A 15,334-nucleotide genomic window follows, 5' to 3' on the forward strand; every position below is an offset into this window, starting at 1 on the left:
GTGTATTAGGATCGGCAAGTTTAAGCCTACGGGCGGTCTCATCACGCAATCGGCTTAGAACTGCCGCAACAACCTTTGGGGTATCAGCAACAATGGCGATCAAGTCACCGGTTTCAGCTCCAGTAGCGCTGATGATCGCTTGCATTTCACTCTCTGATAGGAACTTTGCGACGGTGCCTCGGATACCTTCTGAGTTTAGAGAGATGATGCCAAGTCCCTTCGCGCCGAAGCGTTTTACGAATTCGACAAGCTCATCCCAATCTTTGCGTGAGTAATTGGCGCAGCCCGGCATGGCGATTGCCTTGATCTGCCCGCCGCTATTGAGTACCGATTGGAACGTATTAAACTCAGTTTTCTTTAAAGCCTCGCCTAAATCGGTCAACTCAACACCAAAACGAAGATCAGGCTTATCTGTTCCAAATCGTCTCATCGATTCTTCATAAGTTAGTCTTGGGAAGGGTGCAGGAATCTTCTTAGCCGGCACCAATTTACCGATTTCGATAAATAGAGCTTCCATCAAATCTAATATATCGTCCTGTTCGACGAATGACATTTCGAGGTCAAGTTGGGTGAACTCCGGCTGGCGATCGGAACGGCTATCTTCGTCCCTAAAGCATTTCGCAATCTGGAAATAGCGCTCGACTCCCGCTACCATCAGCAACTGCTTGAGCTGTTGAGGGGATTGGGGGAGGGCATAGAAGTGGCCTGCAACCAATCGGCTTGGTACGAGATAATCGCGAGCGCCTTCCGGTGTGCTTTTAATAAGAATCGGTGTTTCGATTTCAAGGAAGCCACGATCATCGAGGAAATCGCGCATCAGTTTGATCATCTTATGTCGAAGTTCAAGTCGATAGTACATCGAAGGCCGTCGAATGTCGAGGTAGCGATATTTCAATCGCACAGTCTCGTCCGGCTCTTGGGTCTCATCGTTTATCTGGAAGGGAATTGGTTTACAGGTATTCAAAATTTCTAAATCAAGGCCAAGTACTTCAATGTCACCGGTCGCCATCTTTGGATTTTCCATCCCAGATAGGCGTTGGCGTACGGCGCCTTCGACTGCGATGCAAAACTCCGAGCGAAGGCTTTCAGCAAGCTTGTGGGTTGTTGAGGTATCAACAGGGTCAAATACAACCTGAACTAGTCCCGTTCGATCACGTATATCAAGAAAAATAAGCCCGCCATGATCGCGCACCCGATGAACCCACCCGTTCAATCGTACCGTTTGACCGATGTTCTCTTTGCGAATTTCGCCGCAATCAATAGTTCTTTTCCAGATATCCAAGCGAAGTGGCCTCCTCTGCGAATGGGGTTATTGTAGCATTCACATTCATTTCTATACAAGCTTACGCCCGTTTGACTTAAAAATAGACAAATGTCATTAGCCCAAAAGTGGGGCTATTACTAATAATCAGTCACAACATCAATTTTCTCCCTGCTTCCAACAAAGAAAATCTCATCAGGCTAGCGTATACTTAGAATATCATGAAAAGACTTCACGCTTTAGTAAGTGGCCGGGTCCAGAATGTTGGCTTTCGTTATTTTGTAGATACCGAAGCCTCGCGGATGAATTTGGTTGGGTGGGTGAGGAATTTGCCGGATCGGCAAGTTGAAGTTTTGGCTGAAGGGGACGAAGAAACGCTCAAGAGATTTCTTGAGCGCCTGAAAATCGGTCCATCTGGAGCGAATGTACAGTCAGTCTTTACAACTTGGTCGGAAGCTGTCGGCGAGTTTTATACTTTTTCAATCCACTAGGCAGCGCGTTTGAGGCGATATTTTCTTACGGCATCTCGAAAAGCAGTCAATGCATTGCTTAATAGTTGCTCCTGAGACACTCCAGCCAAGACTGTATCGGCAGTCGTTACCTCAGTAAGCACTTGATTGAGTATAAGTATCTGTTTCCCGTTAGATGAAGCTTTTACCTCGAATATTTCAGGCCCTGAATCAAAATACTTATTAAGTTTTGAGGCAATTGCCTTGGCACGGGTTTCAGATAACCCTATTACTTGCTCAGTCGCTGGGCGAAAGAGGGAAACGTTATCGAAGACGACTTCATAAATGGGCGGTTGAGTATCGGGAACAGGGCGCGCATCCACTCGAATTGAAGAAGAAACTTCACTTGGATTGATCGGAATATTGGCGTCGTTCAAAGCCTTAATCATATTCGCCGAACGCTCTTCTGTGGGCGGGTGTGTGCGAAAGATACCCCAGTTGATATTAGGTTTGAGCATATCTTCCTTACGTAAGCGATCCAGAAAGGTATACATGCCGACAGGGTTCATTCCGGCTTTGATCATATATATCATGCCGGTTGAATCAGCGTCTTTTTCTGCATCTTGTCCGTAATTATTTAACTGGGCCGTTTGGTAAAGCTGCGTTCCCTGTAAGATGTTTACAGTGTCTTCTGTGGGCGCCTTAACAGCGATAAGAACAAGCAAAATCGGGAGTAAAGTTTCAAGAGAAAGGCGGCTTTGCTTTTTAGTCAACTCCATAAAGTGGTGGTGAGAGGCGTGGGCGATTTCGTGCGCTAATACTCCTGCGAGTTCATCATCTGATTCTACAAAGTTTAAAAGCCCCGTGTGCACATATATCGTTCCCCCAGGTAGGGAAAAAGCATTAACGCTCTTGTCATCAACAACTTTGAAGGTATATTCAAACTTGCTTAATCGTGAATTGCCCCACAGAGCGTGGATTTGAGTGTTGCAGGCGATCTGTGCGAGTGGTTTGCCGACTTTCTCAAGTCTCGCTATAAGCACAGGGTCTTTAACGAGCTTTATTTCTTTTTCAACCTGCTGGACTGCTTCTTTGCCGATACGGATTTCCTTCTGATCGTCAGTTTCTGCCAATAATGTGAGAGGCATTATGATTAATATAAGAGCTGCCCACATGCGAGTTAAGCTACCCGCGCTTCGGAACATCATTGTTTTCATACCTTTCGTTTGTGTCACCACTTTCAAATTATGGCACAGCATCATCCCGCCCACTAAGTATCACAAAGGCAGAATTGATCAATCGCCACTATTTATGACGATACATGACCCCATTCGTGTTACAAAAACGATAGGAAAATTGATGAAAGACCGATTTCGGAGCTCTTTCCACAACTCCATGCTGGGAGGGAAGTGAGGTGTGGCATGTCAGATTCCTCGACAAGTTCGGAATGACGTCCCTTTAATGCGTTTTAGGAAGAGTAGACGTTATGGTCTGACGGTTAATCGCGTATAACTGATATAATGTAGATGAGAGTGAATATGAGATGATGACATTAGGGCGGAAGGATTTAAATAAGAAGAGGCTGCTTATTAGCGTTGCATTATTGCTGGTATGCATGTTGGTAAGTGCAAGATTTGCGGTGTTGCCGATGTTGGGGCTGTTGACTGACCTCGTGATTTTGGTGGCATTAATTGCCTGTATTGTCTTTAGTTATAAGACCTATCAGGATTGGCAAAATAGCAAGTATGACCTCTCAAAATTGTTCGATGAAGAATCCGAACCGGATGATATCGATGTAGAAGACCATACAGAGTCGCTTTTCTGCCCAAGCTGTGGGATTGGTTATCCTTCAGATAGGCCATCATGCCCTGAGTGCGGGCGTCCTAACCGTCGTCACCTATAGCTGTTCTTCAGGGTGTGAAAAGAAATAGGCTTCTACTTGCTTCAAATCTTCTTCCGTATCAACCCCGATTGTATCCACAGTCGTTTCAATGACGTGAATGGGAATGCCATTTGAAAGCAAGCGAAGTTGTTCGAGTTTTTCAGCTTCCTCAAGGGGGCTGGTCGGCAGATGATGGAATCTCTCTAGGGCATCTCTTCGATAGCCATATAGGCCAATGTGTTTGAAGCGTTGGACAGCGCCTTTTCCATCTCGATCATAAGGAATAGACCAACGTGAGAAGTAGAGTGCGTTGCCATTCTTATCAATAACCACTTTTACATTACTCGGATCTTGGGCGTCTTCATCGCTGATGGGGGTGCATAACGTTGTGACCATCGTTTGTTTTGATTCCATGAAAGGGCAGAGAAGAAGACGGAGTTGGTCGGGGGAAACCATAGGTTCATCACCCTGAATATTCACATAGATATCGGCGTCGGTTTTTGTCAGGACTTCATATAATCGGTCGCTTCCGGAGGAGTGTTCACCTGTCATGATCGCGTTTATCCCCACCTTCTTGCAGGTCGCCATTACCTCTTCCGAGTCGGTCGCAATCAGCACATCAGTGAGCAAATCGCACTTTTTGGCTCTCCGGTAAACATATTCGATCATCGGGTGTCCGATAATTTCACGCAGAACTTTTTTAGGCAGTCGGGTTGAATGCAGCCTAGCCGGAATTACACCTAAAACTTTCAATTATTATCCCCCATTCGTATGATGTTATTTCCATCATACCCCAGGGTATCAGAGTACTAGGTAATAGCAGATGCATGAATTCACTGGACGGCTTTGGTACAATGTGTTAAGATGGATGAGCATACTTTACGAGTTTTGGATTTTTCCGCAGTGTTGGAACTGTTAATCGAGCGGACTGAGACGACCCTTGGGGCTGAACGTGCCGCGGCTTTATTGCCTTTATCCGATGTAAAACAGGTCTATAGTTGGCAGCAACTTACTTCAGAGGCGCGTCTTCTGATTGAGCATGAGCAACCCCCTTCGTTGGCAAGTATTCGAGATATTGGTGTGCCAATCGCTCGCGCTCAACGTGGCGGTTCGCTAAATGTCGAAGAGATGATGGCGGTTTACGATACGCTTATAGCTTCGCGGCGAATCCATGACTATCTCACCTCACGTGGGGAAAAATATCCCCAATTGACCTTTATTGCTCGGAATATATGTCCGCAACCCCAACTCGAACAGCGGATATCGAACACCTTTGGTCCTGATGGTCAAGTCAAAGATAGCGCAAGCGCTGAGCTGGCGCGCATTCGACGGAGTCATAAAGCAGCTTCCGGCCGATTGGTCGAGAAGATGCAACGAATGTTGAACTCGAGTGGAGTAAGAACTGCTCTTCAGGAACCTATCCTCACCCAACGCGATGGACGATACTGCTTGCCCATTAAAGCCGAGTATCGAGGTCGTATTAAAGGGATCGTTCACGACACCAGCGCCAGTGGAGCAACTTTGTATGTCGAACCGGAAGAGGCCATTGTTCTAGGCAACGAGGTTCGTGAACACGAATCGGCGGAGAGATATGAAGTTGAGCGGATACTCTCACAGCTTTCGGCTGATATTGGGGTTAAAGCGGATGAATTGGGGGCGATGCTCGATGCATCGGCATCGCTCGACCTGGCTTTTGCTAAGGGTAAGCTTAGTGATGATTTAGATTGCATTGAACCGAAAATAAGGGATGATTGTTCGCTATATCTCCGTCATGTTCGGCACCCACTGATTCCCAAAGAAAGTGTGGTTCCGATCAATGTCGAGCTGGGGCGCTCAATTAAGGCGTTGCTTATCACTGGTCCAAATACTGGCGGCAAGACAGTTGCCCTTAAAACAGTCGGTCTTGCTGTTCTTATGACCCAATGCGGTCTTCACGTGTTGGCTACTGATGCGCAGATTTCGGTATTTCCGGGTGTCTTTGCAGATATTGGGGATGAACAGAGCATTCATCAATCACTCTCCACTTTCTCCGCTCATTTGCACAATATCATCAAAATACTCAATCATCTTGAACCTGGAGTACTTATTCTTTTGGATGAAATTGGAGCAGGGACCGATCCGACGGAGGGGTCTGCTCTGGCCAAGGCTTTACTGAATGAATTTGTCAATAAGGGCGCTCGGGTGATGTGCTCAACACATTATGGTGAGTTGAAGGCGTTCGCTTATAATACTCCCGGTTTCCAAAATGCGGCTGTGGAATTTGATGTGGCAACTCTCAAACCGACCTACCGATTGAAAATGGGGGCTCCTGGGGCAAGTCATGCGTTATCAATCGCAGAGCGGTTGGGTTTGCCGACTGACATTGTGGAGAAGGCCAAAGAGCAGCTTTCAGAAGAAGACCTGGATATAATGCTCATGCTTCAGAAGCTGGAGGTGACGCAAAAAGAGGCTGAACTGGCTCTTGAAGATGCTAAAAAGCGATCTTCTGAACTGAAGGTTCAACAAGATCAAATAAAAGAGGAACACGAACGTGTCGAAGTCATCCGTCGTGAAGCTAAAGGCAAAGTGCAGGACCAGATTCGTAAGCTTCTTGATGAAATTAGAGGCGAAGCGAGAGACATTCTAGACCAACTCCGTCAATCCGGACGTGAAAGTAAGACTACTGAAAAGCTTCGAGATGATTTGAAAGTTCTCGAAACAGTCGCTAAGGAAACGGCTGAAGTTGTGACACCCAAACAACCCGTTCTACAACCCAGTCGACCCTTAAAAAAAGGAGATCGAGTGAGGGTAGCCGGTTACGAACAGACCGGCACTTTGATGAGTGAGCCCAAAGATGGCGAAGTGACGGTCATAATGGGTAGCTTGCGCATGAACCTGCCATTGTCCGAATTGACTTTAATCGAAAAGCCTGAGGGATCAAAGTTCCCCAGACATTCAGTCAGCCTGTCAACTGAGAAGACAATGAATATCTCTACCGAGCTTTATATTCGGCGAATGCGTGCAGAAGAGGCATTATTGGAATTAGATAAATATCTCGATGATGCCTCTTTAGCCGGTGTAGATCAGGCTCGAATAGTGCATGGGAAAGGCACAGGTACGTTGCGTCATCTCGTCAGAGAGCATTTGCGAAAAAATAATGCGGTTGAATCGTTTAGGGATGGAGATGCAAGCGAGGGCGGGAATGGCGTTACGATCGTTCGATTTAAGCGATAAGCCACTATTTGCTCTTTTGGTTATTCTCTCCGGCAGCAAGGTTAGGAGCTATCGAAGGCAATAATTGTTTGAGGTTCTCTTTCACATCTTTGCGGAGATTTATTTGGCCGGCAAACTGTTCGTATTTAACGAGGATTGTTACTCGTCGATTGGAATAATGGAAGGGGTCAGATGGCATGCGTAGCTTTTGATCTGCATATCCTCTCACTTCCGCTATCTGGTTTTCATGAAGCCCGCGTGCGACCATGATACGCCGAGCTGCGTTAGCGCGATCGGTTGAGAGTTCCCAGTTGGTCATTGAAGAACTCGAAGAGTAAGGTCGTCTATCAGTATGGCCTTCCAGAGTAATTCTATTCTGTAATTTGCCGATTTCGCGAGCAACCATAGAAAGGATTGCAACCGTTGCCGGTTTGGTCTCGGCGCAGCCTAGAGCGAAGAAACGTGGTTGAGGGCCTTCCAAAAGCTCGATCCGCAGCCCATCATTATCGAGAGTAATTGTTACGGAGTTTGTAAGCCCTTGCAGGCTGGGTGTATCCTGTAGTTGTTTCTCTAAATGCTGTTTTGCTGTTTTTAATTGGTTGCGTTCGGCGACTTCTTCTTCCTTACTCATATCAGTGCGATTGTGAGTAGAGGGATTTCCGATGCTTAGATTATTTCCGCCCATTAAAGGACTACCGCTTCCTCTAGATGATTTAGTAAATCCTGCAGGATCTTGGAAGTATCCTTGGATGGACGCTTTAACCTCATCATTCATACCAACAATCCACATGACCAAGAAGAATGCCATCATTGCGGTCATAAAGTCGGCGAACGCGACCTTCCACGCTCCGCCGTGATGTGCGGCATGACCTTTGGTAACCTTCTTGATGATAATCGGTTGTAGTTGGGCCATATGAATTTAAGCTGCTTCCGCTTGTTTCTTGTTTTTAACGGCATTTTCCATTTCGACCAAGCTGGGACGATTGGACGGCTCAATATTACGTCGTGCGAATTCAACTGCAGTCATTGGCGAGTCGCCTCTTGCGAAAGAAAGGATGGCTTGCTTGATACAGGCATAATATTGTGATTGAGCACTTACTAGACTTTCCATGGCGACAGCTAATGGGCCGAAGACACCATAGGCCAATAGTACTCCAAGGAATGTTCCTACAAGCGCAGCGCCAACTTTTTCGCCAATTACCTCTGGGGGGCCGCCAATAGCTCCCATGGTGAGAACTACACCAAGAACCGCCGCAATAATTCCGAAGCCAGGCATTGCATCGGCAATCTTGGTGATAACACCGGGCACAATCATCGCTTCTTCATGATGTCGTTCCAAATCCATGTCCATCATATCGAGAAGGTCATGAGGTTGTACAGTGCCAGTAAGGACGACTTTCATGGTATCGGCAAGAAACTCAACCGCATGTTTCTCACTCAGGAAAGCGGGATACTTAGAAAGGAGTTCGCTCTCATGCGGGTGTTCGATGTGGGTTTCAAGCGCTAATAATCCCTCTCGTCGAGCTAATTGGAATAACTCATAGAACATCTTCAGGAGCTCAAGATAATTGGCGGTAGTGTAGGGACTGCCTTTGAGGGTTGCCATCGATGTAGAGACTATTTTGCCTAAGATCGAGGGTGGGTTAGCTACCAAGATGCTGCCGAACGCTGCACCGCCAATGACGATGAACTCGGATATTTGCATCAAAACCATAGGTTTGCCGCCGGCAAAAGCAAATCCGCCAATAACAGCGCCAAATACCACTAATAGCCCAACTAACGTCATCCCATATCCTCTTTCTACGTTCGAATTTAGGCAACGTCCAGTGGCTCAAGCTGAACGCATTAAAGCCTTCTCGGGTCTAAACCGTGTTGAATAAATTATATTGAGTTAATACCAAAAGGTTTGTTCCACACCCAGCGCAAAAACTCCTATGTTTAACAGTTTTTGTAATATTCATTTTTAACGCAATAATTCTTAACTTTGGCGAGCCTGCGTTAGGGTTAAGTATATGGGCGGATTAATTCGATGAAGGTGGAGCATTTCCCCAAACTACTCGTGGGATTCCGGCGAGATCGTTTACTATTTGAATTTCCATAAAGCCGGAATTTACTAATAAGTCATTAACCCTGTCCGATTGAGTGTAGCCGACTTCCAGTGCTATTAGACCTGAGGGCTTTAAAACTCTTTTTGCTTCCGGTATAACGATTTCAAAGGCTGCTAGTCCCTCATCATCAGCATAAAGAGCCATCGAAGGTTCCCATCGCCTGACCTCTTCGGGCAGGATTGAACTCTCAGTTAGAGCAACATAAGGCAAGTTGGCAACGACCACATCGACACTTGTATCTTGGAACGGCTCCAACCAGTTTGCATGAAGAAGAGATAGCCTGTCGCCAATTTTATCTGCTTGGAGATCAAAGTTCTTCTTAGCGATCGATAGCGCCTTTTCAGACCGATCAGTCGCAACTACTCTAAGAGTTGGGTTCATTACAGCAAGAGTGATACCGATGCATCCGCTACCTGTCCCAATCTCTAAAATATCGACGTTGACTTTATCTTGAGACCACTTTAAAACAGTTTCTACAAGCAATTCAGTTTCGGGGCGGGGGATTAGCACATCGGGGGTAACAATGAAGTCGAGGCCATAAAATTCACGATAACCTAGGATGTAGGGTAAAGGCTCCCTATCGAGGCGGCGGTTGACTAATTCATTTAGTCGCTCATCGGCTTTTATATTAAACTCATCATTGGAATGAGCAAGAAGCCAGGTTCTTGATTGTTCGAGTGATGCTGAGACCAGCAATTCAGCGTCCAAACGCTCATCGATTCCGGCTTGAACCAGCTTTGCCCGAACCTTTTGGATCTTATCAAGAATTCTCATTAATGGCCTGTCTTAACAATTGACATAGTATAAACGCTCTGTCACATGACGCTTGCGAGCGCGACCAGCGCCATTGCCAAACACCGGATACTCTTGCTCGAATATTGTGACCTTTCCCAGGCGCCCTAAAATCTTCTTTATCGTATCAGATGTTAGTAAGCCCTCATCGCTGTAGCTTAAAAACAGATGTCGGCAGTGAAGACGGCTGACGAGATCTTCGAGGGCATGTGCAGCGCGATGTCGGCGGCAATAATCGCTCTTTATATAATCCCGATCGAACTTGCGGGTTTTGCCTTTAAGTTCAGGTTTGTTCCATTGGGCGATGTTTTCCAATACATGATATAAATCGCAATACTGACGGCTGTTATAGGGCGGGTCGAGGTAGACGGTGTCGCACTCGATTTGGTTAATGAGCGAATTGGCATCTTCGCAATAGACGTTGGCACTGGCACCGTCATAAAGCGTTGGCAATTTCAATTTCAATGGTTTCAAAACATTCTCATCGACCAAATGCTGCACGCTATCATTTCCGCCTCGGTGAATATTTTTTAGAAAGGCGTCGTATTGCCCACAGGTATTAGCCGCCCTATCTACGGCATAAAGTAAGGAGGTCAGAAGCACTTTATATTCCCAATCATCCAAGCTGGGTTTCAGTTTCTTGATTTCCTCCCTTACCCCATCAATCGCCGCCGCATTGTCCCATGTGAAATAGAGATTGCCATAGTTCTGAAACACATAACCCCATAGAGCCTCTGTGTGATTGAGTTCAGACAGGATCTCTTTCAAGCGTTTTAATGGCACTGACTTGGGGGGTTGGAGGAAGCAGCAATTCGTAACGTAATTTGAATACAGTAAGTCGTTGGCTATCACATGGTCGCAGCCTTTTTCTCGCCTAACTGTTTCAGCGACAACACCAGTTCCGGAAAATGGATCGAAGAATACGCCGAATTTACCATCCGTCTGCTTTCGCATTGCATCAAGCAGAAAGTCGAGAAGACGGTATTTCGCCCCCAGATACTTTCGATTTGAGATAGTCAGTGAACCTGGCATGTGTAAGCTCGCGTCCGTGATGATTACGATCCTTATTTCTCAACAACATAAGGTTTAAGCCGTGCCGCCATTTCGCCAACGACCTCCGCCTCGATTAGAATGCCATCTTCTCTATAATCAACTGAAATTACCTTGCCATACTCGTAGCAATCAGACACAAGGTCGCTCGATGAATAGGGAACGAGAGCAGTGGTGGAATTCAGTAGGTTTTGCACTATTTTCGTTAGCACATCCATCAAATAGGGTATGCCTTGTGCATGTTTAGCGGATATATAGACCGAATTAGGATGCTGTGAAACCAGTTCGCGCAATGGGTACTGATCGTGTACCAAATCGCACTTATTAAATACTGTTAGAATAGGCGTATTGCCGGCGCCAAGCGCATCGAGTGTTTCAAGCACAACATCATGCTGCAATTCCCACTTAGGGTTGCTGACATCGACCACATGCACCAAAAAATCTGCCTCGCTGACTTCTTCAAGGGTTGCTTTAAATGCCGCTACAAGACCGGCTGGTAGGTTCCGAATGAAGCCAACCGTATCGGTTAAGAAGATTGAATAGCCGTCAGTTAGCACGACTCGTCGAGTGGTCGGATCAAGGGTGGCGAAAAGCTTTTTATCGGTGAATATTTCTGAACCTGAAAGTGTATTGAGCAAAGTTGATTTGCCAGCGCTGGTATAGCCGACAATGGTCCCGAAGGGGAAAGGATAACGGCGTCTTGAATCGCGTTGATGCTGGCGTTGGCGGCGCAATTCTTCGATATCTTTTGCTAAAGATGATATCCGTTTTTTAACTACCTGACGGTCCGATTCGAGCTTAGTCTCACCAGGCCCTCGAACACCAATTCCACCCTGTTGACGCTCAAATTGTGTATAAAGAGTAGTAAGACGAGGTAGCAAGTAGCTTAGTTGGGCTAATTCAACTTGGAGGTAGCCTTCTTTTGAGTGAGCTCTTTGAGCGAAGATGTCTAAGATTAATTGCGGACGGTCGATGACCTTTGTTTGGAGGATCTTTTCGAGGTTTCGTCCTTGAACTGGACTTAGTCCAGCGTCGACGATTACCACATCGGCTTTAATTTCGTTTAAGTGGGCAAAAAGATCTTGTGTCATGCCCTTTCCGAGAAAAGTTTTCTGCTCCGGACGGGGACGCCTTTGCCTGAAGTCGGCTACAACCTCCAGTTCTGCGGTACGCGCCAACTCACGGAGTTCCTCTTCAACGTATTCATCATCAGCCTTGTTAGGATTAACGAAAACAAGCACTGCGCGTTCCGTTTGTTGCGTATTCTGAAATTCTTGTTTGGGCATTACAATATCAGTTTACCGCAATTCACTTAAGTTTTAGCTGGCTTGGTTGTGACGTGAGGGTTGAAGACTAGGGTATCTTAGCCCCTGTAAGCGGTAACTGGGAACTGCCCATTAGGTAGGAGTCTATGTTGTGGGCAGCTTCACGCCCTTCCATAATGGCCCAGACAACTAGGGATTGGCCACGACGCATGTCGCCTGCGGCGAAGATGCCTGGGATGTTGGTCATATAGTTGGTGTCGGCTTTAACATTGCTGCGTGCATCGAGTTCGATGCCAAGCAAATTTAGGAGCCCGTCTTTTTGGGGATGCATAAATCCTAGCGCCAGCAATACCAGGTCGGCTTTGATTTCGAATTCGGAGTTGGGGACTTCATTCATTGGTCGGCGGCCATCAGTACCTGGTTCACCGAATTCAACTCGGACAGCATTTAGCTTTTGAACGAGTCCTTTAGCTCCGCTGAATGACTTGGTATTGATGCTCCAATCGCGAATACCGCCTTCTTCATGGGCGCTCGATGTTCGAAGGATGAAAGGCCAGTTAGGCCAGGGCATTTCTGGAGTTCGCTCGTTAGGCGGCTTTGGCAGCAATTCGATTTGGTTCACTTCAACTGCGCCTTGCCGGATTACTGTGCCAAGACAATCCGCCCCTGTATCACCCCCGCCGATGATAACGACATGTTTTCCTTCGGCAGAGATTCGCTCTGGATTGATGATTGTATCACCAGCGTTAATTCGGTTTTGCTGAGTGAGGAAGGGCATCGCAAAGTGAATTCCTGCTAACTCACGGCAGGGGACAGGAAGGTCACGGGGAATGGTTGATCCGCCAGTGAGGCAGATGGCGTCAAAATGGGCACGAAGCTCTTCGGCAGTGATATCGACCCCAACATTTACCCCCATCTTGAAGATGATCCCCTCGTCAGCCATCAAGCGAAGGCGGCGATCTAAAACGCTCTTATCGAGCTTAAAATCAGGGATGCCAAATCGTAAAAGCCCGCCTGCGCGATCTGCACGTTCGAAAATGGTTACCAAATGCCCCGCTCGATTAAGCTGCTGAGCCGCCGCTAAACCCGACGGGCCGGAACCAATGACAGCCACTGTCTTTTCGGTCCGCTCTGAAGGTGGTTTGGATTGAACCCAACCCTGTTCGAAAGCATAGTCGATAATGTGCTGTTCGATTTGCTTAATGGTCACAGGATCACGGTTTATGCCAAGAACGCATGAAGCTTCACAAGGGGCAGGGCAGAGACGGCCGGTGAATTCTGGGAAGTTGTTTGTTGCGTGTAGCCTGTCAATAGCATCTTTCCATCGCTCGCGGTGCGTTAAATCCTGCCAATCGGGCATAATGTTACCAAGGGGGCAGCCCCATTGGCAAAATGGCGTGCCGCAATCCATACATCGAGAAGCCTGTACTCGAAGTTCATCAGGCTTAAGATGAAGGTGGACTTCCTTCCAATCCTGTTTGCGTTCTTTTACCGGCCTATCTGGCGCAAGCTTGCGATTATGTTTGAGGAAGCCTTTTGGATCAGCCATGTGGCGCCACCTCTGCCAGCTTCTTTATCATATCTTTGTATTCGGACGAAATGATCTTGACGAATTGAGGAAGGGTCGTCTCCCATGCGTCCAGTAACTCTCTAGCACGGGCGCTGTGGGTGTAGGCATAGTGGGATTCGATGAGCGCCAGCAGCGTATCAATATCCTCGCGGTCGGTTAAGGATTCAATTAGAACTTTACCGTTATCTGTATTCACTCGTTGTTTGAACTTACTGTCAATATCCCACACATAGGCGACGCCTCCGCTCATTCCTGCAGCGAAGTTGCGTCCGGTTTTACCGAGCACAACGACTATCCCGCCGGTCATATATTCGCAGCCATGATCACCAGTACCTTCGACTACTGTAGTTGCGCCGCTGTTTCGAACGGCAAACCGTTCGCCGACTATTCCGCTTAGATAAGCTTCGCCACTGGTTGCTCCGTAGAGTAGAGTATTGCCCGCGATGACATTTTCTTCAGCGTTATAACCGGCTGATTTAGGTGGAAATACCATTATTCGTCCGCCGGATAAGCCTTTGCCGAGGTAGTCATTTGCATCGCCTTTGAGTGTTAGTGTAATCCCCCGCGCCAAAAAGGCTCCAAAACTTTGACCCGCTGAACCTGTGAACCGAATATGAATAGTGCCCTCAGGCAGTCCCTGTTCGCCGTAGCGCTTCGCTACTTCGCCGGAAAGCATTGTTCCTACAGAGCGGTTCGAGTTTCGGATTGGGCCATCGATTTCGACTTTTTGGCCTGAATCCAAAGCTTTTCGACACACACCGATTAGGTGGTGATCGATTGCCTCATCCAATCCATGATTTTGTGCCTGCATACACCGTGTGGCTACCCCTTCCTTCGCTTCCTGCTTGGCTAGAAGAGGGGACACATCGACGCCGCTTGCTTTCCAATGATCGATTGCCGAGAGCGTTTCCAGCATATCGGTTCGCCCAACCATCTCATCAAAAGTGCGGAAACCAAGCTGTGCCATCAGTTCGCGGACTTCTTCGGCGAGGTATGTGAAGTAGTTGACAACATGCTCAGGTTTTCCGGTAAAACGTTGTCGCAATTCGGGATCTTGGGTGGCAATTCCGACAGGACAAGTGTTCATATGGCAAGCGCGCATCATCACGCAGCCCATGACGATTAAGGCAGATGTGGCAAACCCGAATTCCTCCGCTCCAAGCATAGCAGCGATGGCGATATCGCGTCCGGTTTTAATCTGACCATCGGTTTGAATGCGAACTCGGCTTCGCAAGTCATTTTTAACCAGAACCTGCTGTGTCTCCGATAGCCCAAGTTCCCACGGGATACCGGCATGCTTAATCGAAGATAGCGGGGAAGCGCCCGTTCCGCCATCGTAACCGCTGATGAGGATATGATCGGCATGGGCCTTGGCTACGCCAGCAGCAACCGTCCCAACTCCCACTTCTGAGACCAATTTAACTGAAATTCTAGCTTGGGGGTTCACATTCTTTAAGTCGAAAATAAGCTGAGCCAGATCTTCAATTGAATAGATGTCGTGATGCGGTGGAGGCGAGATGAGTGTGACCCCTGGGGTAGTATGGCGAATGCGGGCGATATATTCGTCCACTTTACGCCCAGGCAGTTCGCCGCCTTCACCAGGCTTTGCGCCCTGCGCCATTTTGATTTGAAGCTCATCAGCGCTAATTAGATATTGGGTAGTAACGCCAAATCTTCCCGACGCAACTTGTTTAATTCGACTGCGGCGACTGTCACCATTAGGGTCGGGTACATATCGTTCAGGGTCTTCGCCGCCCTCACCGGT

The 15,334-nt window shown here is 47.4% G+C and carries 13 protein-coding genes; 3 read left to right on the forward strand and 10 right to left on the reverse strand.

Annotation, left to right across the window (positions count from 1 at the left end; all coding sequences use genetic code 11):
* Positions 1-1,282, reverse strand: a 1,282-nt coding sequence (gene aspS, locus WCO51_02390; protein ID MEI6512105.1) for an aspartate--tRNA ligase, incomplete at its 3' end; no start/stop codon positions are given.
* A gap of 197 nt (positions 1,283-1,479) precedes the next feature.
* Between aspS and WCO51_02395 the strand changes: the two genes are divergently transcribed.
* On the forward strand, positions 1,480-1,752 hold the full coding sequence (locus tag WCO51_02395; protein ID MEI6512106.1) for an acylphosphatase: 273 nt from the start codon (positions 1,480-1,482) through the stop codon (positions 1,750-1,752).
* Here WCO51_02395 and WCO51_02400 read toward each other — a convergent pair.
* Positions 1,749-2,927 carry a M48 family metalloprotease gene (locus WCO51_02400; GenBank protein MEI6512107.1) on the reverse strand — a complete coding sequence of 393 codons (1,179 nt, stop codon included), beginning with the start codon at positions 2,925-2,927 and terminating at the stop codon, positions 1,749-1,751. The genes WCO51_02395 and WCO51_02400 overlap by 4 nt on opposite strands.
* Before the next feature lie 326 nt (positions 2,928-3,253).
* Between WCO51_02400 and WCO51_02405 the strand changes: the two genes are divergently transcribed.
* Positions 3,254-3,613: a hypothetical protein gene (locus WCO51_02405; GenBank protein ID MEI6512108.1), complete on the forward strand. Its 360-nt coding sequence runs from the start codon at positions 3,254-3,256 to the stop codon at positions 3,611-3,613.
* On the opposite strand, the gene kdsB is transcribed toward WCO51_02405, so the two are convergent.
* Positions 3,608-4,345, reverse strand: coding sequence for a 3-deoxy-manno-octulosonate cytidylyltransferase (gene kdsB / locus WCO51_02410; GenBank protein ID MEI6512109.1), 738 nt, complete (start codon positions 4,343-4,345; stop codon positions 3,608-3,610). The two genes, WCO51_02405 and kdsB, sit on opposite strands and share 6 nt — an antisense overlap.
* A 111-nt stretch (positions 4,346-4,456) precedes the next feature.
* Between kdsB and WCO51_02415 the strand changes: the two genes are divergently transcribed.
* Positions 4,457-6,805, forward strand: coding sequence for an endonuclease MutS2 (locus tag WCO51_02415; GenBank protein ID MEI6512110.1), 2,349 nt, complete (start codon positions 4,457-4,459; stop codon positions 6,803-6,805).
* 4 nt (positions 6,806-6,809) lie between these two features.
* Here WCO51_02415 and WCO51_02420 read toward each other — a convergent pair whose 3' ends face one another.
* The 7 genes from WCO51_02420 to WCO51_02450 all read right to left on the reverse strand — a co-directional run.
* The gene (locus WCO51_02420; GenBank protein MEI6512111.1) at positions 6,810-7,697 is read right to left on the reverse strand and encodes a flagellar motor protein MotB; all 888 of its coding nucleotides are present in this window, start codon (positions 7,695-7,697) and stop codon (positions 6,810-6,812) included.
* Positions 7,698-7,703: 6 nt separating this feature from the next.
* Positions 7,704-8,570, reverse strand: coding sequence for a flagellar motor stator protein MotA (gene motA / locus WCO51_02425; protein MEI6512112.1), 867 nt, complete (start codon positions 8,568-8,570; stop codon positions 7,704-7,706).
* 235 nt (positions 8,571-8,805) lie between these two features.
* Positions 8,806-9,666, reverse strand: coding sequence for a peptide chain release factor N(5)-glutamine methyltransferase (gene prmC / locus WCO51_02430; GenBank protein ID MEI6512113.1), 861 nt, complete (start codon positions 9,664-9,666; stop codon positions 8,806-8,808).
* Positions 9,667-9,678: 12 nt separating this feature from the next.
* Complete coding sequence (locus WCO51_02435; protein ID MEI6512114.1) at positions 9,679-10,716, reverse strand: DNA adenine methylase; 1,038 nt, start codon at positions 10,714-10,716, stop codon at positions 9,679-9,681.
* A gap of 32 nt (positions 10,717-10,748) precedes the next feature.
* On the reverse strand, positions 10,749-12,020 hold the full coding sequence (hflX, locus tag WCO51_02440; protein MEI6512115.1) for a GTPase HflX: 1,272 nt from the start codon (positions 12,018-12,020) through the stop codon (positions 10,749-10,751).
* Between the two features lie 67 nt (positions 12,021-12,087).
* On the reverse strand, positions 12,088-13,548 hold the full coding sequence (locus WCO51_02445; GenBank protein MEI6512116.1) for a glutamate synthase subunit beta: 1,461 nt from the start codon (positions 13,546-13,548) through the stop codon (positions 12,088-12,090).
* Positions 13,541-15,334: glutamate synthase-related protein (locus WCO51_02450; protein ID MEI6512117.1), on the reverse strand; the 1,794-nt coding region annotated here is incomplete at its 5' end. The genes WCO51_02445 and WCO51_02450, both read right to left, overlap by 8 nt.

This window comes from bacterium (assembly GCA_037131655.1).
In the GTDB taxonomy this organism is placed as follows: Bacteria; Armatimonadota; Fimbriimonadia; order Fimbriimonadales; family JBAXQP01; genus JBAXQP01.

Bases quoted from the DNA above. Each gene is read 5' to 3' on its own strand.
- WCO51_02400 (MEI6512107.1), bottom strand. From the start codon at position 2,927: ATGAAAACAATGATGTTCCGAAGCGCGGGTAGCTTAACTCGCATGTGG.
- WCO51_02435 (MEI6512114.1), bottom strand. From the start codon at position 10,716: ATGCCAGGTTCACTGACTATCTCAAATCGAAAGTATCTGGGGGCGAAA.
- hflX (MEI6512115.1), bottom strand. From the start codon at position 12,020: ATGCCCAAACAAGAATTTCAGAATACGCAACAAACGGAACGCGCAGTG.
- prmC (MEI6512113.1), bottom strand. From the start codon at position 9,666: ATGAGAATTCTTGATAAGATCCAAAAGGTTCGGGCAAAGCTGGTTCAA.
- WCO51_02445 (MEI6512116.1), bottom strand. From the start codon at position 13,548: ATGGCTGATCCAAAAGGCTTCCTCAAACATAATCGCAAGCTTGCGCCA.
- motA (MEI6512112.1), bottom strand. From the start codon at position 8,570: ATGACGTTAGTTGGGCTATTAGTGGTATTTGGCGCTGTTATTGGCGGA.
- WCO51_02405 (MEI6512108.1), top strand. From the start codon at position 3,254: ATGATGACATTAGGGCGGAAGGATTTAAATAAGAAGAGGCTGCTTATT.
- WCO51_02415 (MEI6512110.1), top strand. From the start codon at position 4,457: ATGGATGAGCATACTTTACGAGTTTTGGATTTTTCCGCAGTGTTGGAA.
- WCO51_02420 (MEI6512111.1), bottom strand. From the start codon at position 7,697: ATGGCCCAACTACAACCGATTATCATCAAGAAGGTTACCAAAGGTCAT.